This is a genomic window from Streptomyces sp. ISL-12 (assembly GCF_018614415.1).
Lineage (GTDB): Bacteria > Actinomycetota > Actinomycetes > Streptomycetales > Streptomycetaceae > Streptomyces.
The window spans coordinates 54,205-75,930 of the sequence record NZ_JAGGOO010000060.1 but is presented as its reverse complement, the minus strand read 5'-3'; the positions used below and the strand labels follow the sequence as shown (position 1 = coordinate 75,930).

The following is a 21,726-nucleotide window of genomic DNA, read 5'->3' as shown; positions in this document are numbered from 1 at the left end:
CGGCCCGGCTCCGTCGGCTGTCAACAGCCGTTTGACCTGCGGTGATCGGATCAATGCCCTGGTCAGCGGCGAGGCGGGCCGGGCGGTGCGACACAGGGACGGAGGAAAGATCGTCGCCCCGTCGGGGGCGGGGCTCACTCGCCCGGCCGTACGAAGACCGTCCGTCCGCCGACGACGGTGCGCAGACAGACGGGCAGGTCGCGGCCCGGGGTGAGGTCGGGCAGGCCGGGGGTGCCGGAGCGCGGGTCGGTCGACCAGCGGGCGACCCGGTCGTCGGGGGCCTGGACCACCAGGTCGCCGGTGCGCCAGACGGCGTAGTCGGCGGGTGCGCCGGGGACCAGGACGCCCGCGTCGTCCCGGCCGACCGCCCGCCAGCCGCCGCGCGTGTGTGCGGTGAACGCGGCGCGCACCGAGATCCGGTGCTCCGGCGTGCGGTGGAAGGCGGCGGCCCGGACGGTGCCCCAGGGGTCGAGGGGGGTGACGGGGCTGTCGGAGCCGAAGGCGAGCGGGACACCGGCGCGCAGCAGGGCCGCGAAGGGGTTCAGGGTGCGGGCCCGGTCGGCGCCCAGGCGGCGGGCGTACATGCCGTCCGTGCCGCCCCACAGCGCGTCGAAGGCGGGCTGCACGGAGGCGGTCAGGCCGAGTTCGGCGAAGGCGGCGATGGTCTCGGGGGTGAGCATCTCGGCGTGCTCGACGCGATGGCGGGCGGCGCGGACACGGGCGAGGCCCAGCTTCTCGGCGGCGGCGCGCACGCCCTCGACGACCGCGGTGAGGGCGGCGTCGCCGATGGCGTGGAAGCCCGCCTGGATCCCGGCCTCGGTGCAGGCCACGACGTGCGAGGCGACCGCGTCGGCGTCGAGGTGGGCGAGGCCGGTGTGGTCCGCGTCGGTGTACGGGTGGTGCAGGCAGGCGGTGTGGGAGCCGAGGGAGCCGTCGACGAAGAGGTCGCCCGCGGCGCCGGCCGCGCCCAGCTCCCTCGCTTTGTCGACATCCTGTTCGGCCCAGTAGCCGACCACCCGGGGGCCGTCCCCCTCGGCCGCCAGCCGCAGCAGGCCGGTCAGGTCGTCCTCCGAGGAGATCTCCGGGCCTGCGCATTCGTGAACGGTTCCGATGCCGAGCGAGGCGGCGTGGGCGAGGGCGGCGCGCTGGGCGTCGGCGCGCTGGGCCGGGGTGACGGCACCGAGGGCCGTGGCGCGTACGGCGTGATGGGCGTCGCCGGTCAGGGGGGCGTCCGCCCGGCCGGGGGCGCCCGGCGTCAGGTCGAGCAGAGCGGTGGTGACGACGGCCGAGTGGACGTCGATGCGGCTGAGGTAGAGGGGACGGCCGCCGGTGGCCTCGTCCAGTTCGGCGCGGGTCGGCGGGCGTCCCTCGGGCCAGGCGGCCGAGTCCCAGCCGTGACCGAGCAGGACGCGGTCGCCGGGGCGGGCGGCGGCGAACTCCCGTACCCGGGCGAGGGCCGCCGGCAGGGAGGGCGCGTCGGACAGGTCGAGGCCGGTGAGGGCCAGGCCGGTGGTGGTCGTGTGCACATGTGCGTCGGTGAACGCCGGGGTGACCAGCGCGCCGTCCAGGTCGACGACCTCGTCCACGCCGTCGGCGAAGGCGTCCGCGGCCCCCTCGGAGCCGACCCAGGCGACCTGGCCGCGTTCGACGACCATGGCGGTGGCGAAGGGGTCGGCGGGACTGTGGACCTCTCCGCGGCGCAGCAGGACGGTCTCGGTCGGGGCACTGGACTCACTCATGGACACCAGTCTCGCCCCTCGCCGGGGTCACCCCGCACACAGGTCCGTCAGATCCGCGGCGGCCGCGCCTCGTACGGGGTGGACAGCACCACCGTCGTGCGCGTGGACACCCCGGCCAGGGAGCGCAGCCGGGCGAGGAGTTCCTCCAGTTCGTGCGGGGTGGCGACGCGCACCTTGAGGATGTAGTTCTCGTCGCCGGCCACGCTGTGGCACGCCTCGATCTCGGGGACGCCGGCCAGCCGGTCCGCGATGTCGTCGGGGGCGCTGGGGTCGAACGGTTTCACCGAGATGAAAGCGGTCATCGGCAGCCCGACGGCCTCCGGGTCGACGACCGCGGCGTACCCGCGGATGACGCCACGCTGCTCCAGCCGCCGCACCCGCTGGTGCACGGCCGACGTGGACAGGCCCGTGGCCTTGCCCAGGTCGGTGTAGCTCATCCGCCCGTCCTTGACGAGCAGCTGCACGATCTGTCGGTCCAGCTCCTCCATGGCGCAAGAACCTACAGTGCGCTTGACCTCCCCGGACACCTGAATGCCCCGGGCCCCGCCCGGTGCGCGGGGGCGCAGGGCACCTGCGGGCGGCATGTGACGAACGCCACAGGCCCCGAACAGTCTCCGTGATGTTCTCGTGATTACCGCCGATGGGTGACGGGAAGTGCTTGCTGTGGTCGAGGCCGCAGTGCCTTCACGGCCCAGCCCGAGGGGGAGAATCCCATGCAGAGTCTTCAGCGCCCTGGTCGTACCACGCCCAAGCGGCAGCAGCCGGCCGTCGAGCCCACGCCGGAGGGTGTCGAACCCGACGCCTTCGACGAGGACGAACTCGACGCCTACGACACCTTCGAGATGTACCGGGTGATCTGCCCGGACTGCGCGCAGCCCATCGCCCTGCTGGCGGACGAGGAGGTCCTGCCGGAGCACGCGCTGTGCGCCTCGCCGTGGAACCCGTTCGGGCTCACGGTCTGCGCCGGCACCGGCCGCCGGGCGACCGACGCCCGCCCCGCGGACGAGTCCTTCCGGCCCCAGGAGCAGGACACCGCCCTGCTGTTGACGCTTCCTCAGGGCCTGGACTGGCGGATGCAGCCCTTCTCCCACGTCGGCGGCCCGGGTTCGCGCCCGATGCGCGTGCCGGTGATGCGGCGCGACGCCGCCTGAGCCGCGCGCGGCCTTCGGCCGGCCGAGGACGCGGCCGGCCGGTCCCCCTGCCCGGCCGCCGGACCTCCGCGACACCGTCACCGGGGGCGCGCGCCCGGACCCCGGTGAACTCACGCGCGATTCCACGCGCCGGTGACCTGTCCGGCGTTTCGCACGTTGCCCTGGTATGACCCCCACGTTCACGGCGACCGGGCGCCGGCGGCGCGTGTTCGTCCCGGTGCCCGCCGGAGTGCTTCCGCCGGCGCCCCAGCCCCCGGACCCGCCGATCTACCGCGAGCTGATGCGGACCTGGGCCGACCGCGGCCGCACTCTGCCCGGGCGCCACGACCCCGAGTGGGCCGAGCTCGCGGCGCCCCCGGGCGGACCCGGCGACCTCAGCGCTCCTCCGGCCCCGCGAGATGGCGGGCGATGACCATCCGCTGGATCTGATTGGTGCCCTCGACGATCTGCAGGACCTTCGCCTCGCGCATGTACCGCTCGGCCGGGAAGTCCGCGGTGTAGCCGTAGCCGCCGAGGATCTGCACGGCGTCGGTGGTCACCCGCATCGCCGTGTCGGTGCAGTGCAGCTTGGCCATCGCCGACTGCCGGGCGAACGGCCGTCCCGCGTCGCGCAGCCGGGCCGCCGCCAGGTACAGGGCGCGGCCGGCCTCGATCTGGGTCGCCATGTCGGCGAGCATGAAGCGCAGCCCCTGGAAGTCGGCGATCGGCCTGCCGAACTGCCGGCGCTCGGTGGCGTAGCGCACGGCCTCGTCGAGCGCCGCCTGTGCCACCCCGATCGCGCAGGCTGCGATGCCGAGGCGCCCCGAGTCGAGCGCGGACAGGGCGATCGAGAAGCCCTGGCCCGGCTCCCCGATCCGCCGCGCGTCCGGCACGCGTACGCCGTCGAAGTGGACCTGCGCGGTGGGCGAGCCCTTGAGCCCCATCTTCCTCTCGGGCACCGCCGCGCTCAGCCCCTCGGCGTCCCCGGGAACCAGGAAGGCGGTGATGCCGCGCGGGCCCTCCTCCCCCGTGCGCGCCATGACGGTGTAGAAGTCGGCGGCACCGCCGTGGGTGATCCACGCCTTGGTGCCGGTGATCAGCCAGTCGTCGCCGTCGCGCACGGCGCGGGTGCGCAGCGAGGCGGCGTCCGAGCCGGCGGACGGCTCGGAGAGGCAGTAGGCGCCGAGCAGGCCGCCGCCGAGCATCGCGGGCAGGTGCTCGACGCGCTGCTCCTTGGTGCCGTGGGCGGCCAGCGCGTAGCAGGCGAGGGTGTGGACGCTGACGCCGAGGCCGACGGTGAGCCGGGCGGCGGCGAGTTCCTCCAGGACCTGGAGGTAGACCTCGTACGGCTGGTCGCCGCCGCCGTGTTCGGCGTCGTACGGCAGGCCGAGCAGACCGGAGGCGGAGAGCAGGGTGAAGACCTCGCGCGGGAAGCGTCCGGCGTCCTCCTCCTCGGCCGCCTTCGGCGCGATCTCGCGCTGGGCGATGTCACGGACGAGCGAGATCAGGTCCCGGGCCTCGTCCGTGGGCAGGTGACGTTCCACCGGCTGCGGGGCGCGGTCGTGCATGGCGACGCTCTCCTCCCTGTGGGGCGCACCGGCGGGCGGCGCCGTGGGTGGGCGGCTCGCCGGGTCGGTCGGCCGTGGCCAGAGCGCGCACTTCCGGGTCTCGGAAGCCGCTGACCAGCGACTCTGCGGTGAGTATGCCCGATCCGCAGCGGTCAGTCACCAGTTAACGACCGCTCACTTCAAGAAATGCTGAGGCCGCCTTCCGGGGACCGCAAACGGAACGCACCCGTTCGGGAAATGGTCCGAACCATTGACCGGACTGGTCTAGTCCTCCTACTGTGACCGCCCAACGCGTTACCGCGTTCATGCCAATCGGCGCGTTCCCTCTTCCCCCCACGAGGAGCCAACCCGATGCACTTCCCGAACCACCCCCGCCTGAGGAGAGTCGTCTCCGCGCTCTGTACCGCCGCGCTCGGCGCCGGTCTGCTGGCCGGCGCGGGCACCGCGAGCGCCGCCCCCACGGCCGAGCGGGCCGCCGCGGGCTCCAAGGCCATCGGCTACTTCACCGAATGGGGCACCTACGACCGGAAGTACTACGTCAAGAACATCGAGACCTCCGGCTCGGCCGAGAAGCTCACCCACATCAACTACGCCTTCGGCAACGTCACCGGCGGCAAGTGCGCCCTGGGCGACTCCTACGCGGCGACCGACCGGGCGTACACGGCGGACGAGTCGGTCGACGGGGTCGCCGACACCTGGGACCAGCCGCTGAAGGGCAACTTCAACCAGTTGCTGAAGCTGAAGGAGAAGCACCCGGACCTCAAGGTCCTGTGGTCCTTCGGCGGCTGGACCTGGTCCGGCGGCTTCGCCGAGGCGGCGAAGGACCCGGCCGCGTTCGCCCAGTCCTGCTACGACCTGGTCGAGAACTCGAAATGGGCGGATGTCTTCGACGGCATCGACATCGACTGGGAGTACCCCAACGCCTGCGGTCTGACCTGCGACACCAGCGGCCGGGAGGCGTTCGGGGAGCTGATGGCCGCGCTGCGCGCGAAGTTCGGCGGCGAGTACCTGGTCACCGCGGCGATCACCGCCGACGCGACGTCCGGCGGCCGGATCGCCGCGGCCGACTACGCGGGCGCGGCGCAGTACGTCGACTGGTACAACCCGATGACGTACGACTTCTTCGGCGCCTGGGACGCCACCGGTCCGACCGCCCCGCACTCGCCGCTGGCCTCCTACGACGGCATCCCGAAGGCGGACTTCCACACCTCGGCGACGATCGCGAAGCTCAAGGGCCTCGGCATCCCGTCCGACAAGCTGCTGCTCGGCATCGGCTTCTACGGACGCGGCTGGACCGGCGTCACCCAGGAGGCTCCGGGCGGCAGCGGGACCGGCCCGGCGGCGGGGACGTACGAGCAGGGCATCGAGGACTACAAGGTGCTGAGGGAGAAGTGCCCGGCGACCGGCACCGTGGGCGGCACGGCGTACGCCAAGTGCGGCGACGACTGGTGGAGCTACGACACCCCGGCGACCGTCGCGGGCAAGATGGCGTACAAGGACCAGGAGGGCCTGGGCGGCACGTTCTTCTGGGAGCTGAGCGGTGACACGGCGGACGGTGAGCTGATCAACGCGATCAGCTGACCCTCGTGCCTCAGGGAGCCCGTCCGTCGCGGCGGGCGGGCTCCGGTGCCGGATGGGCCGGGTCCACCTCCTCGATGGCGCGCAGGGCGCCGCCGAGGGTCTTCACCAGCAGGGCGCACATGGTCTCGCGGGACAGTTCGGGGCGGCCGATCCAGTCCAGGGTGGCGCCCTCCACGCCGCAGACCCAGGCGAGCAGGCCCATGCGGGCCGGCGGCGAGATGCCGGCGCGGCCGTAGGCGCCCTCGGCGAGGGTGGTGACGATCGCCTCGCGCACCTGGTCCCGGACGGCGTGCACCTCGGCGTCGAAGCCGACGCCGCCGGAGACGATGGTGCGGTACGCGGCCTGGTTGTGCTCGGCGTAGCGCAGATAGCCGTCGACGGTGCGGTGCACCCGGTCCACCGGCTCGAGGTCGAGGCCGCCGGCGGCGAAGGTCACCAGGTCGGCGGCCGAGTCCTGGACGATCGCCAGGTAGTAGCCGCGCTTGGAGCGGAAGTAGTAGTAGATCAGCCCTTTGGCGACGCGGGCCTCGCGGGCGATGTCGTCCATCGAGAGCGCGTCGTAGGGGGTGTCGGCGAACAGGCTCCGGCCGATGGCGATGAGTTCGCCGCGGCGGGCCAGCGAGCGCTCGGTGCCGCGGGCCCGGGGCGGGGCGTGTCCGGCTCGCGGAGCCGTGGTGGGCGGTTCGGCGCTCTGCTGGCTGGTATCCAAGATCGACCCTGGTCTGCGGCGGGCTGCGGACCTTGGCAGTATGGCAGCCGGGACGTGGGTCAGGTCACAGCAGGCCGAGCTGGACCACGAGCATGGCGACGACCACGACGAGGGTCCAGCCCATGACGTGCTCAAGGATCTGGGGGCCGTCTTCCCGGGGGCCGCCGGTGCGGACGCGGGTGGCAGTGGCGCTGTGTGCGGTCATGGCTTCTCGCAGAGGTCGGACGTACCGGATGGCTTCCCCCCACCGATCCGTCCACCTTGCCACCGAAAAGCGCCGTCGCGGCAGAGATGTCGGTCACAGGGCGGTCCCCGGCCCGCGCGGCCGGGGACCGTCGCCGGGCGGCCTCAGCGCACGCCCACCGCCGCGAGCGCCGCGCGCTGGTGCGGGGTCGGGCGGGCCGGGAAGAACAGGTAGCAGACGCCGCCGGTGCCCGAGGCGACGTTGCCGGAGGCGTTGTACCGCTTGGTCCTGAGCCAGATGTTCTCCCACTCGCGCCGCCGGTAGACGCGCCGCACCGCCTCGTTGCTCTCGGAGGCGGGGTCGTTGGCGATCACGTCGCCGTCGGCGGTGAAGCCGATCACCGTCATCAGGTGCCCGGCGGTGCCGTAGCCGGCGCCGGTCAGCTCCTCGGCCAGGAACGACTGGGACGTGATGACCGGGATGCCGGCCGCGATCAGCTTCTCCAGGTCGGTGAGCGAACCGAGGCGGGTGACCACGCCCTGGAGGCCGTCGAAGGTGGCCGCGTAGGCGGCGTTGAACGGCCAGTTGCCGCAGCCGGCGTACTGGTGGTCGAAGGTGTGGCGGGCCGCGTGGCACACCTGGGGGTCGGCGTACGAGGGGTCGACCCAGGCCAGTTGCTCCTCGGTGAGCCGGCCGCCCCAGTACTCGATGACCATCTGGGAGGAGGTGGGGCTGCACCAGGCCTCGCCGCCGTTGTCGTACTCGGGGTACTGCCCCTTGTGGATCTCCTGCGAGTAACGCGGGACCGCCAGTTCCCGGGCGAGACCCGGTACGGAGGCGGGGACGGTGAAGCGGTCGGGGATGTCCGAGCCCATCGCGTCGAGCCGCCGGACGGTGGGGGTGGTGCGCGTGCCGGGCCGGCGGTACAGCGTCAGGCGGAGCCGGCAGGAGGCCAGGCGCAGGCCCGTCGAGGCGTCGTCGACGGCGAAGGTGTCCGTCCAGACGCTGCTCCTGCCGTCGCTCTGGTCGTCCACCGAGGTGCGCCGGATGTCCTGGTCGCCCGCGGCCCAGCGGCCCATCACGTACCAGGGGGTGTCCGTGCCGTCGGAGTAGGTGCCCTGCAGTTCGGCCTGGAGCCAGGTGCCGTCCGGGGTGTGGGCGTTCCAGGACACGACGGCCTCCGTCGCGGGCACGGCGAGCCGGTGGACGGGCGAGGTCCAGGTCGCGTACTCCCAGTCGGCACTCCGGCCGGTGTGCGGGTCGGTATAGGACACGATCCCGGCGGGGGTGCCGAGCACGAGGCCAGGGCGGTCGCCCGCGACGGCACGGGTACCCCGCGCGGTTCCGCCGCGCCAGTCGCGGTACGTGGTCCAGGAACGGTGGTCGACGCGGCGGGCGGTGTCCGACCCACCGGTGTCCGCGCCGGCCGCGGGGTCGGCGGGGGCCGGGACCGCCGCGGCCGAAGTGCTGGCGGTGCCCGCTACCGCGGCGGCGACCGCGACGGCCAGGACGGCTCTGCGGGACGGCTGTTCGGCTCTGCTCATGGGCGGAAGACCCCCAGGTGTCCGAGTCGGGGCAGGTCCTTGCACGGTTGTGCGCCCACTATGGCCCGCCGCCGCCCGCCGCTGCCAGCGTTTCGCCCACGCCACGCCCGTGCGTACCGCCCTTCGCCACGGGCGCCCCGGAGGGTGCGGGACGGTGGCGGTTAGAGTGCTGCGCGACCGACCGCCGCCCACACCACCCAGGACCCGTCATCCACGCACTAGCCTCCCGCCTCCGACGGCTGCCCCCGTCCTGCGGCCCGGTCCGTCTGATCGGTGTCGACGGGCACGCGGGCTCCGGGAAGTCCACGTTCGCCGGGCGGCTGGCACGGGCGCTCGGCGGCGCGCCCGTGCTGCACCTCGACGACATCGCCAGCCACGAGGAACTGTTCGACTGGACCGGCCGGCTCCTCGAGCAGGTGATCGAGCCGTTCAGCCGGGGCGGGACCGCCCGCTACACCCCCTACGACTGGCGCGCCCGGCGCTTCGGCCCGCCCCGCGCGCTGCCGCCGGCCCCGGTGGTCCTGATGGAAGGGGTGGGCGCGGGCCGTCGGGCGCTGCGCCCCTGGCTGGCCGCGCTGCTGTGGCTGGAGCTGCCGCCCGAGGAGGCATGGGCGAGGGGGCGGGCCCGCGACGGCGAGGAGCAGCGGGAGTTCTGGGACGGGTGGGTCCCGGCCGAGCGCGAGCACTTCCGCCGTGACCCTTCGCGCCCCCATGCCAACCTCCTGGTGCGTTCGGGACAAAAGGAGCAAGAGGGGTACGAGGTGCTCGCCGGGCCTGCCGGGACGGGGCCGCAGGGGCCGGACCCTCACGCGGAGTGACCGGTCGCCGCCGTTGTGTCGAACTCGTGAAGACGCCTACCTGGCAAGTTCCCGGGAAGCCCCAACTCGGCTTGACCCAAGGGCCGTACAGGTCTTACGTTCTCAATGTGCGGCCTTTCGGGGTCGCCGACAGACACGAAGCCCCCGGTTGTTCCCCCGTGATCGGGGGCTTCGTTCTGTCTACATCACCCCTTTTCGGAGTGTCCGGCGACGCCGACCGCTTACCCTCGGTTACCGCGCTCCCCTGCGCCCCGTCTGCTCCCACCCCGCGCAACCGCATGTCACGGCCCTCTTCGGAGGGAAGACCCCCGCAGGTACGATGCCCTCGGTGCGGCCCGCGGACGACTGCCCCGGGCACCTGGCAACTCCGTTCCGGGGCACAGCGGTTCAGCGGTCGGAGCAAGGCGGGCCACGGCCTGGTGGCATACCGACGGGGGCACGGTTTGTGGGGGACGTGATGGACTTCGGCACGCAGGGCCCGCCGGCCCCGGCCGACCTCGCCTGGCTGCGAGGCGTGGACGCCTACACGATGGGCGCCTATCCGCAGGCGGAGGAGGAGTTCCGGACCGCGGTGCGGATCGATCCGGGCATGGCCGACGGATGGCTCGGGCTGCACGCGCTGCGCGTCGACACGACGGCCGCGCTGCTCAGGATGTTCCGGCACCGGGACCGGTTCGGCGAGCAGCGCGCCCGCCACGGCCGTACGCTCAACTCCTGGTACTGGCTGGGCTGGTGGGTGCAGCCTGTGCTGGAGAGCCCGCGCGACCTGCTGCTCGCGCACGCCTCGCACTGGCTGGACGGCCGCCACGTCCCGGAGCTGGACCGGGCGCTGGCCGGGCTGCCGCCGGTGGACACCGACCACCACGTCCGTTTCCTGCACGCCTGCCGGGCCTATCTCGTCAAGGACTGGGAGCAGCTCGTCCGGCACACCGATCCGCTGCTCGGCGACCCGCTGCTGGGCATCGAGGCGGGTCTGTTCGGCGGCATGGCCCGGGTCCGCCTGGAGATGTACGGGCAGGCCGAGCCGCTGCTGGCCGGGGCGCTGATGCGGTGCCGCAGCGAGCAGCCGCAGCGCAAGGAGCTGCGCTACTGGCTGGCCCGCTCCCGCGAGGGCACCGGCCGCAGCGCCGCCGCCCTGCCGCTGTACCGCGCGGTGCACCGGGTCGACCCCGGGTTCATGGACACCTCGGCGCGGCTGGCGGCGATCGCCGAGGGCGACGAGTACGAGGACACCGGGGACATGGCGGCGCTGACCCTGTCCGGCGCCGGGCAGGACTCCGTGGACGGGATCGATGGCCCCGACAGCCTCGATCCGCTGTTCGGCACCGAGGAACGGGATCTGAAACTGTCCGCCTTCGGACCGCCCGCCTCTCCCCCGCCCGCGGCGGCCGACCCCTCGGTGCGGCACAAGACCGCGGCGCCCGACCCGTCCCTGCCCACCGGTCCCACCGATCCGCGTTTACTGGAGCAGGCGCTCGCCGAGCTGGAGCGGATGGTGGGCCTGGAACCGGTGAAGCGGCAGGTCAAGGCGTTGTCGGCACAGCTGAACATGGCGCGGCTGCGGGCCGGACAGGGCCTGCCGGTCCAGCCGCCGAAACGGCACTTCGTCTTCTCCGGCCCCTCCGGCACCGGCAAGACCACCGTGGCCCGCATCCTGGGCCGCGTCTTCTACGCCCTCGGACTGCTCGGCGGCGACCACCTGGTGGAGGCGCAGCGGGCCGACCTGGTCGGCGAGTACCTCGGGCAGACCGCCGTGAAGGCCAACGAGCTGATCGACTCCGCGCTCGGCGGAGTCCTCTTCGTCGACGAGGCGTACGCCTTGTCCAACTCCGGCTACGGCAAGGGTGACGCGTACGGCGACGAGGCCCTCCAGGTGCTGCTGAAGCGGGCCGAGGACAACCGCGACCACCTCGTGGTGATCCTGGCCGGCTACCCGGAGGGCATGGACCGCCTGCTCGCCGCCAACCCGGGGCTCTCCTCCCGGTTCACCACCCGTGTGGACTTCCCGTCCTACCGCCCCTCCGAGCTGACCGCGATCGGCGAGGTGCTGGCCGCCGAGAACGGCGACCTGTGGGACGAGGAGGCGCTCGACGAGCTGCGCTCGATCGCCGGGCACGTCGTCGAGCAGGGGTGGATCGACGAGCTGGGCAACGGGCGGTTCCTGCGGACGCTCTACGAGAAGAGCTGCGCGTACCGGGATCTGCGGCTGTCCGCCTATCCCGGCGCGCTCACCCGCGAGGACCTGGCGACGCTGCGGCTGCCGGACCTGATGCAGGCGTACGGGGAGGTGCTCTCCGGGCGCGGGCCGCAGGACCCGTCGGCGCTGTGACGCGCATGACTCAAGCGAGCACCTCCTCGGGGGACCCGCTGGTGCGCGGCTCGGCCACCGTCGTATCGGTCGTATCGGCCGCCTCGGCCGTCTCGGCCGTCTCGGCCGTCTCCCGGTGCGCCGGGTCCCGCACCTCGCCGACCAGCAGTTCCAGTACGTCCTCCAGGGCGACCAGGCCGAGCACCCGGCCGCCCGTGTCGACCACCTGGGCGAGGTGGGTGGCCGCCCGGCGCATCACAGTGAGCGCGTCGTCGAGCGGCAGTTCGGGCCGCAGGGTGGTCATGGGACGCCAGACCTGCTGGGGCACGGCCCGGTCGGAGTCCTCCAGGTCCAGGACGTCCTTGACGTGCAGATACCCCATGAAGGCGCCGTTCTCGGCGGCGACCGGGAAGCGGGAGTACCCGGTGCGCGCGGTCAGCTCGACGATCCGGCCCGGGGTGACCGACGGACTGACCGTCACCCAGGACTCGCCCTTCAGGAGCACGTCCGTCACCGGGCGGGAGCCCAGCTCCAGGGCGTCCTCCAGGCGCTCCTGCTCCTCGGGGTCGAGGAGACCGGCCTGTCCCGCGTCCTCGACCAGCCGGTTGAGCTGCTCGCTGGTGAAGACGGCCTCGACCTCGTCCTTGGGCTCGACCCGGAACAGCCTGAGGATGCCCTGGGCGCAGGCACCGAGGGCGGCCGTGACCGGCCGGCAGAGCCGGGCGAAGGCGACCAGGCCGGGGCTGAGCCAGAGCGCGGCCTTCTCGGGTGCGGCCATCGCCAGGTTCTTCGGGACCATCTCGCCGATGACCAGGTGGCAGAAGACCACGAGGGCCAGCGCGATGACGTACCCGAGCGGGTGGATCACGCCGTGCGGGAGGTGGATCCAGGTGAAGACCGGCTCCAGCAGGTGGGCGACGGTCGGTTCGGCGACGGCACCGAGGGTGAGCGAGCAGACGGTGATGCCGAACTGGGCGGCGGCCATCATCTGCGGCAGGTGTTCCAGGCCGTGCAGCACCTGGCGGGCGCGGGCGGTGCCGAGCGGTTCGATCTGGCTGCGGCGCACCGAGACCAACGCGAACTCGGCGCCCACGAAGAAGCCGTTGGCGAGCACCAGCAGCGCCGCCAGCAGGAGTTGGAGGACGCTCATCGGACGGCCTCCGCGGTCTCCGCCGTCTCCGCCGTCTCCGCCGTCTCCGCGGTCTCCGCCGTCTCAACGGCCGGTACGGCGACGGGTGCCGTGCGCACGAGCCGTACCCGCTCGGCGCGGTAGTGCCCGACCCGGCGCACGGACAGCCGCCAGCCGGGCAGTTCCGCGCGGTCGCCGACGGCGGGGATGCGGCCGAGCAGGTCCGCGACGAGGCCGGCGACGGTCTCGTACGGCCCCTCGGGCACCTCCAGGCCGACGCGGCGCAGGACGTCGACGCGGCAGCTGCCGTCGGCGTCCCAGGCGGGCCGGCCGTCCTCGGGCGGGGCCGCGGCGAGTTCGGGCAGGTCCTGCCCGTCGTGCTCGTCGCGGACCTCGCCGACGATCTCCTCGACGATGTCCTCCAGGGTGACGACGCCGGCCGTGCCGCCGTACTCGTCGACGACGACCGCGATGGGCTGCTCGCTGCGCAGCCGGGCCAGCAGTGGCCGTACGGGCAGGGTCTCGGGGACCAGCAGCGCCGGGCGGGCGATGGTCGCGACGGGGGTGCGCAGGCGTTCGTGGGCCCGCACCGCGAGGGCGTCCTTGAGGTGGACCATGCCGACGACCTCGTCGATCCGCCGGCGGTAGACGGGGAAGCGGGACAGTCCGGTGGCGCGGGTCAGGTTGACCACGTCCTCGGCGGTGGCCGAGGAGTGCAGGGCGCTGACCTTCACGCGCGGGGTCATGACGTGCTGGGCGGTCAGCTCGCCCAGGGACAGGGTCCGCACGAACAGGTCGGCGGTGTCCTGTTCCAGGGCGCCGGCCCGCGCCGAGTGGCGGGCCAGGGAGACCAGTTCGCCGGGGGTGCGGGCGGAGGCCAGTTCCTCGGCCGGTTCGACACCGAGGGTGCGCACGAGCCGGTTGGCCACGGTGTTCAGCGCGGCGATCACCGGGCGGAACAGCCGGGCGAAGGCGTGCTGCGGGCCGGCCACGAAACGGGCGACCTGCAACGGCCGGGACACCGCCCAGTTCTTGGGCACCAGCTCACCGATCACCATCTGTACGGCGGAGGCGAGCAGCATGCCGACCACGACGGCCACGCCGGGCACCGCGCCCCCGGGTATGCCGAGGGCGGTGAACGGGCCGTCCAGGAGCTGGGCGAGCGCCGGTTCGGCGAGCATGCCGACGACGAGGGAGGTGATGGTGATGCCGAGCTGGGTGCCGGAGAGCTGGAAGGACAGCTCCTTCAGGGACTCGACGACGCGGTGGGCCCGCCGGTCACCGTCGGCGGCGGCCCGCTCGGCGTCCGCGCGCTCGACGGTCACCAGGCCGAACTCGGCCGCCACGAAGAATCCGTTGGCGAGGATCAGCAGGAGAGCGGCTGCCAGGAGCAGCAGGGGGATGGTCATGATGCCGCCGCCTGTGTCGTGTCACGACCGGGGGCGGCGCAGGTACTGCAGGACGATCCGTCCATCGCCGGAGGGAGTCACTCCTCGGGTAGCAGGAACCCCTGTGCACCGGGCGGAGCGACAGGGAGGGAGGCGCTCCTGTCGCGCCGCCGCCCTCCAGATTAATCACGAACGGGGTGGGTGCGGCAGGGTGGACGACCCCGATCGGTCCCCGATCCGCCCCCGGGACGCTCCGGAGCGCACCTCGGGGGCGCCCGGGAGCGGGTGGCTCACGCCCCCGGGCCGCCGGTCGAGCGGGCCTCGGCGAGCGCCCGCAGGGTACGGGCGTCGGCGACGGCCCGCTGCTTGGCGATGCCGGGCTGGATGCCGAGCACGGGCAGGCTGGTGCCGTCGCTCAGGTCGAGGAAGACCCAGGGGTCGCCGGAACGGAGGTTGACCCGGACGATCTCCGCCCAGTCCAGTCGGCGCCGGCGGGTGAGGTTGACGACGGTGACGCCGGACTCCTCGGCGACGGCCTTGGGCCGGGCGAGGATCAGCAGCACGGCGTCCAGGAGCAGCGCGGTCAGTACGAAGCTGGCGCGCTCGCCCGGACCGAGGCCCTTCAGCAGCATCGCGACGGTCGTGAGGACCACGAACAGCACGACGGCGGCGGCGAGCAGGACGGCGCGGGTGCGGCCCGGCCGGAAGGTGACGGGCAGGGCGGGCAGCTCCGGCTGCCCGCCGGTGGTCCGCCCGGGGGTGGCGTCCGCCATGAGATCGCTCCGGAGGTGGTCAGAGGCGGCAGGCGTGGATGGCCGTGGTGAGGATGGCCCGGGCGCCGATCTCGTACAGGTCGTCCATGATCCGCTGGGCGTCCCGGGCGGGGACCATCGCGCGGACGGCGACCCAGCCCTCGTTGTGCAGCGGGGAGATGGTCGGGGACTCCAGACCCGGGGTGAGCGCGACGGCCTTCTCCAGCTGCTCGACCCGGCAGTCGTAGTCCATCATCACGTACGTCCGGGCCACCAGGACACCCTGGAGGCGGCGCAGGAACTGCTGGGCCTTGGCGTCCTCGGTGTCGGCACCGGTGCGCCGGATGACGACCGCCTCGGACTTCATGATCGGCTCACCGAAGACCTCCAGACCGGCGTTGCGCAGCGAGGTGCCGGTCTCGACGACGTCCGCGATGACCTCGGCGACGCCCAGCTCGATCGCGGTCTCGACGGCACCGTCGAGGTGGACGACGGAGGCGTCGACGCCGCTGTCGGCGAGGTGCCGGGCGACGATGCCCTCGTAGGAGGTGGCGACCGTCTTGCCCTTGAGGTCCTCGACGCCGGTGGCCGCGCCCGGCTTGCCGGCGTAGCGGAAGGTGGAGCGGGCGAAGCCGAGGGGGAGGATCTCCTCGGCGTCGGCGCCGGAGTCGACCAGCAGGTCGCGGCCGGTGATGCCGATGTCGAGCCGGCCGGAGGAGACGTAGATCGCGATGTCGCGGGGGCGGAGGTAGAAGAACTCGACCTCGTTGCCCGGGTCGACGATGCGCAGTTCCTTGGACTCGCGGCGCTGCCGGTAGCCGGCCTCATGGAGCATGTCCGCCGCAGGGCCGGAGAGGGAACCCTTGTTGGGGACGGCGATGCGCAGCATGAGGTCGGCTTCCTTTGCTCAACGGGGGGTGGTGGGTCGGTTCACAGGTGGGCGTAGACGTCGTCCAGGGAGATGCCGCGGGCGACCATCATCACCTGGACGTGGTACAGCAGCTGGGAGATCTCCTCGGCGGCCGCTTCCTTGCCCTCGTACTCGGCGGCCATCCAGACCTCGGCGGCCTCCTCGACGACCTTCTTGCCGATGGCATGGACGCCCTTGTCGACCAGCTCGGCGGTGCGGGAGGTGGCGGGGTCGCCGTGGGCGGCCTTGTGCTGGAGCTCGGTGAACAGCTCCTCGAACGTCTTCTTGGACATGGTGGCGTCCACTCTACGGGTTGTGCGGACCGCCCTGGCGCCAGGGTTCGGATACGGAACGCAGCGTCGCCGCCGTCGCCACCGCCGCCGTCACCGCCTCGTGGCCCTTGTCCTCGCTGGAGCCCTCGATACCGGCCCGGTCCAGGGCCTGTTCCTCGGTGTCGCAGGTCAGGACGCCGAAGCCGACGGGGACGCCGGTGTCGACGGAGACCTGGGTGAGGCCCTGGGTGACGCCCTGGCAGACGTACTCGAAGTGCGGGGTGCCGCCGCGGATGACGACACCGAGGGCGACGATCGCGTCGTAGCCGCGCTCGGCGAGGCCCTTGGCGACCACCGGCAGTTCCCAGCTGCCGGGGACCCTGAGCAGGGTCGGCTCGCTGATGCCCAGCTCGTGCAGGGCGCGCAGCGCGCCGTCCACCAGGCCGTCCATCACCTTCTCGTGCCACTGCGCCGCGATGACGGCGACCCGCAGGTCACCCACATTGCGTACGGACAGGTCCGGTGCGCCCTTGCCGCTCACGTCTCTCCTCGGTGTGTCTGTGGTGCTTTGTCGCTGTGCTTTGTCGCTGTGCTTTGTCGCTGTGCTTTGTTGCTGTGCTTTGTTGCTGTGCTTCGTCGTGCTTACTGGTTGCCGCAGGTGGACACCGTGGTGGCGTCCAGCCAGGGCAGGTCGTGTCCCATCCGGTCCCGCTTGGTGCGCAGGTAGCGGAGGTTGTGCTCGCCCGCCTGGACGGGCATCGGTTCGCGGCCGGTGACGGTGAGGCCGTGCCGGGCCAGCGCGTCGCTCTTGTCGGGGTTGTTGGTCAGCAGGCGGACGCCGCGCACGCCGAGGTCCTTGAGTATCTGGGCGCCGGCGCCGTAGTCCCGGGCGTCGGCGGGCAGGCCGAGTTCCAGGTTGGCGTCCAGGGTGTCCCGGCCGCGCTCCTGGAGCTCGTAGGCGCGCAGTTTGGACATCAGGCCGATGCCGCGGCCCTCGTGGCCGCGCAGGTAGACGACCACGCCCCGGCCTTCGGCCTGGATGCGGGCCAGCGAGGCGTCCAGCTGGGGGCCGCAGTCGCAGCGCTGGGAGCCGAAGACGTCGCCGGTCAGGCACTCGGAGTGGACGCGGACGAGGACGTCGGCGCCGTCGCCGAGGTCGCCGTGGACCAGGGCGACGTGCTCGACGCCGTCGACGGTGGAGCGGTAGCCGTACGCGGTGAAGGTGCCGTGGGCGGTGGGCAGGTGGACCTCGGCCTCGCGGCGGACGGTGGGCTCGGCGCTGCGGCGGTAGGCGATCAGGTCCTCGATGGAGATGATCGTCAGGCCGTGCTTGCGGGCGAACGGGATCAGCTCGGGCAGCCTGAGCATCCGGCCGTCCTCGCCGGCGATCTCGACGATGGCACCGGCCGGGCGCAGGCCCGCGAGGCGGGCGAGGTCGACGGCGGCCTCGGTGTGGCCGTCGCGGACCAGGACGCCGCCGGGGCGGGCGCGCAGCGGGAAGACGTGGCCGGGGCGGACCAGGTCGGTGGGTTCGGCGGTGCCGCTCGCCAGCAGGCGGAGCGTGGTGGCGCGGTCGGCGGCGGAGATGCCGGTGGTGACTCCGTGGGCGGCGGTCGCGTCCACGGAGACCGTGAAGGCGGTCTTCATCGACTCGGTGTTGTCCTCGACCATCTGCGGGAGGCGGAGCCGGTCCAGTTCGTCGCCCTCCATGGGGGCGCAGATCAGGCCGCGGCACTCGCTCATCATGAAGGCGAGGACCTCCTCGGTCGCCTTCTCGGCGGCGATGACGAGGTCGCCCTCGTTCTCCCGGTCGGCGTCGTCGACGACCACGACCGGGCGGCCGGCGGCGATGTCGGCGACGGCCTGCTCGACGGGGTCGAGGATCAGGTCCTCGGGACCGTCGGCGCTGTAGAGGATAGGTGCCGCGCTCATGCGGGCGCTCCTTCCATGACGGGCCGCGGACCCCTGCGGGAGCGCAGCCACCAGTCGCGCAGGCCCCACAGGACGAGCGCGCCGTAGATGACGTAGACGAAGCCGGAGAAGGCGAAGCCGTTGGCGAAGTTCAGCGGGACGCCGACCAGGTCGACCAGGAGCCAGGCGAACCAGAACTCGACCATGCCGCGCGCCTGGGCGTACATGGCGACGATGGTGCCGACGAAGACGTAGGCGTCCGGCCAGGGGTCCCAGGACAGGCTCGGGTAGGCGGTGAACAGGCCGCCGACGGCGAGGGTGCCGACGGCGGCGGCGCCGAGCAGCGCGGCGCGCTCGCGCCAGGTCGCGAAGCGGACGGCGACGGTGCCGTCCTGGGCCTGCCGCCGGCCCCGGTTCCACTGCCAGTAGCCGTACGCGGCGACCACCATGACGACGATCTGCTTGCCGGCGCTGCCGGAGAGGTGGGCGGTGGCGAAGGCGGCGAAGAGGATGAGGCCGGAGAGGAACTGCACCGGCCAGGTCCACAGGGAGCGCCGCCAGCCGAGCGCGAGGCCGAGCAGACCGATCACGTTGCCGATCATGTCCGACCACTTGATGTGCTGGTCGAACAGGACGAACGCCTCGGAGTTGAGCCAGTTCACTTGGTCTCCCCCTGGCCGGCGAGCAGCCGCTCGACGTACTTGGCGATGACGTCCACTTCGAGGTTGACCGGGTCGCCGGGCTGCTTCACGCCGAGCGTGGTCAGGGCGAGGGTGGTCGGGATGAGGCTGACGGTGAAGAAGTCGGGGCCGGCCTCGACGACGGTGAGGCTGATGCCGTCGACGGTGATGGAGCCCTTCTCGACGACGTAGCGGGCGAGCTGGGCGGGGAGGGAGATCTTGACGATCTCCCAGTGCTCGGAGGGCTTGCGCTCGATGATCTCGCCGGTGCCGTCGACGTGGCCCTGCACGATGTGGCCGCCGAGGCGGGCGCCGACGGCGGTGGGGCGCTCCAGGTTGACGCGGGAGCCGACGGCGAGGGCGCCGAGGCTGGAGCGGTTCAGGGTCTCGGCCATCACGTCGGCGGTGAACTCGTCGCCCTCGTGGTCGACGACCGTGAGGCAGACGCCGTTGACGGCGATGGAGTCCCCGTGCCGCGCGCCCTCGGTGACGACGGGGCCGCGCAGTCGGAAGCGACAGGCGTCGCCGAGGGTCTCGACGGCGGTGATCTCGCCCAGCTCTTCGACGATTCCGGTGAACACTTCCCGGGTCCTCCTGCCTCTTGGGCACGGACTCCGGGGCATCTGTCGACAGCCGACAGGACGTACGGACGACGGCACCGGTACGGCGCTCGTCGGTCGGACCTGTCCCTCGGGGACGGGCCCGAAACAGCCGGCGACGCGCACAATGCTCGTCCGCCGCGCACTGCCTCCCATCCGGACTTTAACCGTCGGTCCAGGAATTTCACCTGGTCAACCGGTCGCTGGAGGCGACCGGGTCGCGGACTGTAACCGCCGGTTCGGACTTTCACCGACCCCGGAGTGCGCTGCTTCTGGTACAGAGCCAGTGTGCCACGTCTGATCGTCACCCAGACGGGCGGGGGCTGTGGGGTGACTCACATCTCCCTGCCTTCTCGCCGGCGACAGGACCGTACCTATTGACGCTTTGGTCTAGTCCTCTCTAGTGTCTGCGCGACCTCCCCCTTGTGACCGGTCCGGCGGCGGTGACGACGGCCCTTGCCCGCCGCCGGGCCACCCCTGTCCGTGGTGAACGCGGCCGACGGCGGGGAAGGCTTACCGCCGTGCGGTGGACGACGGTCGGACGTGACGGGCTGGTGCGGGCGGGGCTCGGGGTGCTCGCCGGCACCCAACTGGTGCTCGGCCTGTGGGTGCTGCTGCTGCCGGAGCTGTTCTGGAAGTGGCCCTGGGTGTCGCATCTGCCGCCCTACAACGAGCATCTGCTGCGGGACTTCGGCGGGGCCGGTCTCGCGCTCGCCGTGGTGCTGTGCGCGGCGGTGGCGACGATGGAGCGGCGGCTGGTGCTGACGGCGCTGGTCGCCTACCTGGCCTCCTCGGTGCCGCACCTGGTCTTCCACGCCGGGCATCTGTCGCCCCTGTCGGCGGCGAGCGGCGCGGGTTTCATGGCGCTGCTGGGCACGGCGGTGGTACTGCCGGCGGTACTGCTGTGGCTGGCGGCGTCGCGAGGGAGCGCGGAGGCCGGCTGACGGTCCGGCCTGGTGCGGGGCGGGCTGTTCGGTGGTGCGGGCCGGCTTCCGGTGATGCGGGCGGACTGTTCGGTGATGCGGGCCGACTGTCCAGTGGTGCGGGGCGGCTTTCCGGTGATGCGGGCCGACTGTTCGGTGATGCGGGCCGGCTTTCCGGTGATGCGGGCCGGCTGTCCGGTGATGCGGGCCGGTTCAGCTCCCCGGCGGTGCGAACAGTTCGTCCTGCGCGCGGTCGCGGGCCGTCAGCAGCGCCCCGCGCAGTACGGCCTCGCCGCCCAGCAGGCCGGCCCGTACCTCCGTGCGCAGCGGGGACATCCGGGCCAGGCGGCGTTGGACGCGGCCGGCCAGCGCGTCGCCGCCCGCGCGGCCGACCTCCCCGGCCAGTACCACGCAGCCTGGGTCGAGGACGGAGACCACGGCGGCGACGCCGAGGGCGACACGGTCGGCGAGGGCGTCGAGGAAGCGCCCGGCGGCCGGGTCCGTGCCGCGCGCCGCGGCACGGACCAGGGCGGGGGCGTGCGTCGCGGCACGGAGCAGGGCAGGGAGGTGCGTCGCGGCGCGGACCGGGGCGGAGGCGTGCGTCGGGTCGGCTGGCGCCGCCCGGCCGCCGTCCGGCACCGTCAGCCCGTGCTCCACCGCGAGGGCGACGATCGCCGACGCCGAGGCCAGGGAGTGGAAGCCGCCGTCGCAGTCGGTGGCCGACGGCAGGCCGGTCGTGCCCGGCACCGGCAGGAAACCGACCTCGCCGGCGCCCCCGGAGGCGCCCCGCCGCAGCGCCCCGTCCAGGACGAGCGCGGCGCCGATGCCGAGGTCCAGCCAGAGCAGCACGAACGTGTCCCGGTCCCGGGCGGCGCCGTCGCGCTGTTCGGCCAGGGCGGCGAGGTTGGTCTCGTTCTCGACGCTGACCCGGGACTCCGGGAACCGCTCCTGCACGGCGGCCATCAGGCGGCGGTGCCAGGCGGGCAGGCCGCCGGAGTCGCGCAGGTCGCCACTGGCCGGGTCGATCAGGCCGGGGGCGCCGATGCCCACCGTGTGCAGCCGGTCCGCCCCGGCCTCCTTGGCGGCCTGCTCCACCAGCGCGACCGCCTGTTCCACCGCCGGTCCGGTCCCGGCGTCGTCGCGGATCGGCCCGGACGCCTCGGCCAGCACGCCGCCGACCAGATCGGACACGAGCACCGAGACGCCCTCGGTGCGCACGTCGAGGGCGGCCAGGTGGGCCAGCCCGGCGACGATCCCGTACAGCTTGGCGTTGGGGCCCCGGCGCTGCTCCCCCGCCTCGCCGACCACCTCGATCAGACCGGCGGCGGTCAGCCGTTCGACGAGGTCGGCCACGGACGGCCGGGACAGGCCGGTGAACTGCTTGAGCTGCGCGGCCGTCAACGGGCCCTCCCGCTGGAACAGGCTGAGGGCGAGCCGGTCGTTGATGGCCCGGGCGGTGCTCGGAGTGGCGGGCATGCCGGGATCCTTCCAGATGGACGGGCGGGGCGGCCCGCGGAGGATACCCACTATCTATAAGGCAACCTTCCTGATAGTTTACGCCCCGCGGTCGGCCGGTGGCAC

General features: G+C 73.0%; 21 protein-coding genes and 1 riboswitch. Of the genes, 5 read left to right on the top strand and 16 right to left on the bottom strand.

All coding sequences use genetic code 11. The features are described from left to right. Positions 1 to 134: 134 nt before the first annotated feature. Positions 135 to 1,739 (bottom strand): amidohydrolase, encoded by a 1,605-nt coding sequence (locus J7I94_RS17170; RefSeq protein ID WP_215167988.1) that lies wholly within the window; start codon positions 1,737 to 1,739, stop codon positions 135 to 137. 47 nt (positions 1,740 to 1,786) lie between these two features. Next, positions 1,787 to 2,227: an Lrp/AsnC family transcriptional regulator gene (locus J7I94_RS17165; protein WP_004002750.1), complete on the bottom strand. Its 441-nt coding sequence runs from the start codon at positions 2,225 to 2,227 to the stop codon at positions 1,787 to 1,789. Positions 2,228 to 2,452: 225 nt separating this feature from the next. On the opposite strand from J7I94_RS17165, the gene J7I94_RS17160 reads away from it, so the two are divergent. Then, positions 2,453 to 2,890, top strand: a complete 438-nt coding sequence (locus tag J7I94_RS17160; protein WP_215167987.1) for a hypothetical protein — start codon at positions 2,453 to 2,455, stop codon at positions 2,888 to 2,890. 374 nt (positions 2,891 to 3,264) lie between these two features. On the opposite strand, the gene J7I94_RS17155 is transcribed toward J7I94_RS17160, so the two are convergent. Then, positions 3,265 to 4,437, bottom strand: a complete 1,173-nt coding sequence (locus J7I94_RS17155) for an acyl-CoA dehydrogenase family protein (protein WP_215167986.1) — start codon at positions 4,435 to 4,437, stop codon at positions 3,265 to 3,267. Positions 4,438 to 4,788: 351 nt separating this feature from the next. Between J7I94_RS17155 and J7I94_RS17150 the strand changes: the two genes are divergently transcribed. After that, positions 4,789 to 6,018: a glycoside hydrolase family 18 protein gene (locus tag J7I94_RS17150; protein ID WP_215167985.1), complete on the top strand. Its 1,230-nt coding sequence runs from the start codon at positions 4,789 to 4,791 to the stop codon at positions 6,016 to 6,018. Between the two features lie 10 nt (positions 6,019 to 6,028). Here the strand turns inward: J7I94_RS17150 and J7I94_RS17145 are convergent, their stop codons facing one another. From J7I94_RS17145 to J7I94_RS17135, 3 genes are all read right to left on the bottom strand, one after another. Continuing rightward, positions 6,029 to 6,727: a TetR/AcrR family transcriptional regulator gene (locus J7I94_RS17145; RefSeq protein ID WP_215167984.1), complete on the bottom strand. Its 699-nt coding sequence runs from the start codon at positions 6,725 to 6,727 to the stop codon at positions 6,029 to 6,031. A 64-nt stretch (positions 6,728 to 6,791) separates the two neighbouring features. Beyond that, positions 6,792 to 6,932, bottom strand: coding sequence for an SCO1431 family membrane protein (locus J7I94_RS17140; RefSeq protein WP_215167983.1), 141 nt, complete (start codon positions 6,930 to 6,932; stop codon positions 6,792 to 6,794). Positions 6,933 to 7,075: 143 nt separating this feature from the next. Next, positions 7,076 to 8,455 (bottom strand): peptidase C39 family protein, encoded by a 1,380-nt coding sequence (locus tag J7I94_RS17135; protein ID WP_215167982.1) that lies wholly within the window; start codon positions 8,453 to 8,455, stop codon positions 7,076 to 7,078. Between the two features lie 209 nt (positions 8,456 to 8,664). Between J7I94_RS17135 and J7I94_RS17130 the strand changes: the two genes are divergently transcribed. Both J7I94_RS17130 and J7I94_RS17125 read left to right on the top strand, forming a co-directional pair. Beyond that, complete coding sequence (locus J7I94_RS17130) at positions 8,665 to 9,273, top strand: uridine kinase (RefSeq protein WP_215168009.1); 609 nt, start codon at positions 8,665 to 8,667, stop codon at positions 9,271 to 9,273. A gap of 457 nt (positions 9,274 to 9,730) precedes the next feature. Then, positions 9,731 to 11,602 carry an AAA family ATPase gene (locus tag J7I94_RS17125; RefSeq protein ID WP_215167981.1) on the top strand — a complete coding sequence of 624 codons (1,872 nt, stop codon included), beginning with the start codon at positions 9,731 to 9,733 and terminating at the stop codon, positions 11,600 to 11,602. Between the two features lie 10 nt (positions 11,603 to 11,612). Here the strand turns inward: J7I94_RS17125 and J7I94_RS17120 are convergent, their stop codons facing one another. The 9 genes from J7I94_RS17120 to J7I94_RS17080 form a co-directional block, all read right to left on the bottom strand. Beyond that, on the bottom strand, positions 11,613 to 12,731 hold the full coding sequence (locus J7I94_RS17120; RefSeq protein WP_215167980.1) for a hemolysin family protein: 1,119 nt from the start codon (positions 12,729 to 12,731) through the stop codon (positions 11,613 to 11,615). Then, on the bottom strand, positions 12,728 to 14,119 hold the full coding sequence (locus tag J7I94_RS17115) for a hemolysin family protein (protein ID WP_215167979.1): 1,392 nt from the start codon (positions 14,117 to 14,119) through the stop codon (positions 12,728 to 12,730). Before J7I94_RS17115 ends, J7I94_RS17120 begins: the two co-directional genes overlap by 4 nt. A gap of 269 nt (positions 14,120 to 14,388) precedes the next feature. Then, positions 14,389 to 14,871, bottom strand: a complete 483-nt coding sequence (locus tag J7I94_RS17110; RefSeq protein WP_215167978.1) for a PH domain-containing protein — start codon at positions 14,869 to 14,871, stop codon at positions 14,389 to 14,391. 19 nt (positions 14,872 to 14,890) lie between these two features. Further along, the gene (gene hisG / locus J7I94_RS17105; RefSeq protein ID WP_215167977.1) at positions 14,891 to 15,739 is read right to left on the bottom strand and encodes an ATP phosphoribosyltransferase; all 849 of its coding nucleotides are present in this window, start codon (positions 15,737 to 15,739) and stop codon (positions 14,891 to 14,893) included. Positions 15,740 to 15,780: 41 nt separating this feature from the next. After that, positions 15,781 to 16,053: a phosphoribosyl-ATP diphosphatase gene (locus J7I94_RS17100; protein ID WP_004990764.1), complete on the bottom strand. Its 273-nt coding sequence runs from the start codon at positions 16,051 to 16,053 to the stop codon at positions 15,781 to 15,783. Between the two features lie 13 nt (positions 16,054 to 16,066). After that, positions 16,067 to 16,573 (bottom strand): 6,7-dimethyl-8-ribityllumazine synthase, encoded by a 507-nt coding sequence (gene ribH, locus J7I94_RS17095; protein WP_215167976.1) that lies wholly within the window; start codon positions 16,571 to 16,573, stop codon positions 16,067 to 16,069. Positions 16,574 to 16,674: 101 nt separating this feature from the next. Further along, a complete protein-coding gene (locus J7I94_RS17090) occupies positions 16,675 to 17,964 on the bottom strand; it encodes a bifunctional 3,4-dihydroxy-2-butanone-4-phosphate synthase/GTP cyclohydrolase II (protein WP_215167975.1) in 1,290 nt (429 codons plus the stop codon). After that, entirely contained in the window at positions 17,961 to 18,605 is a 645-nt protein-coding gene (locus J7I94_RS17085) for a nicotinamide mononucleotide transporter family protein (protein WP_215167974.1), read from the bottom strand. The genes J7I94_RS17090 and J7I94_RS17085 overlap by 4 nt, the downstream gene beginning before the upstream one ends. Beyond that, positions 18,602 to 19,204 carry a riboflavin synthase gene (locus tag J7I94_RS17080; protein WP_215167973.1) on the bottom strand — a complete coding sequence of 201 codons (603 nt, stop codon included), beginning with the start codon at positions 19,202 to 19,204 and terminating at the stop codon, positions 18,602 to 18,604. The genes J7I94_RS17085 and J7I94_RS17080 overlap by 4 nt, the downstream gene beginning before the upstream one ends. Positions 19,205 to 19,360: 156 nt before the next feature. Further along, positions 19,361 to 19,491: riboswitch (FMN riboswitch) on the bottom strand. Positions 19,492 to 19,743: 252 nt separating this feature from the next. Between J7I94_RS17080 and J7I94_RS17075 the strand changes: the two genes are divergently transcribed. Then, complete coding sequence (locus J7I94_RS17075) at positions 19,744 to 20,166, top strand: hypothetical protein (RefSeq protein WP_251075276.1); 423 nt, start codon at positions 19,744 to 19,746, stop codon at positions 20,164 to 20,166. A 192-nt stretch (positions 20,167 to 20,358) separates the two neighbouring features. Here J7I94_RS17075 and J7I94_RS17070 read toward each other — a convergent pair whose 3' ends face one another. After that, the gene (locus J7I94_RS17070; protein ID WP_215167972.1) at positions 20,359 to 21,621 is read right to left on the bottom strand and encodes an ROK family transcriptional regulator; all 1,263 of its coding nucleotides are present in this window, start codon (positions 21,619 to 21,621) and stop codon (positions 20,359 to 20,361) included. Between the last annotated feature and the right edge of the window lie 105 nt (positions 21,622 to 21,726).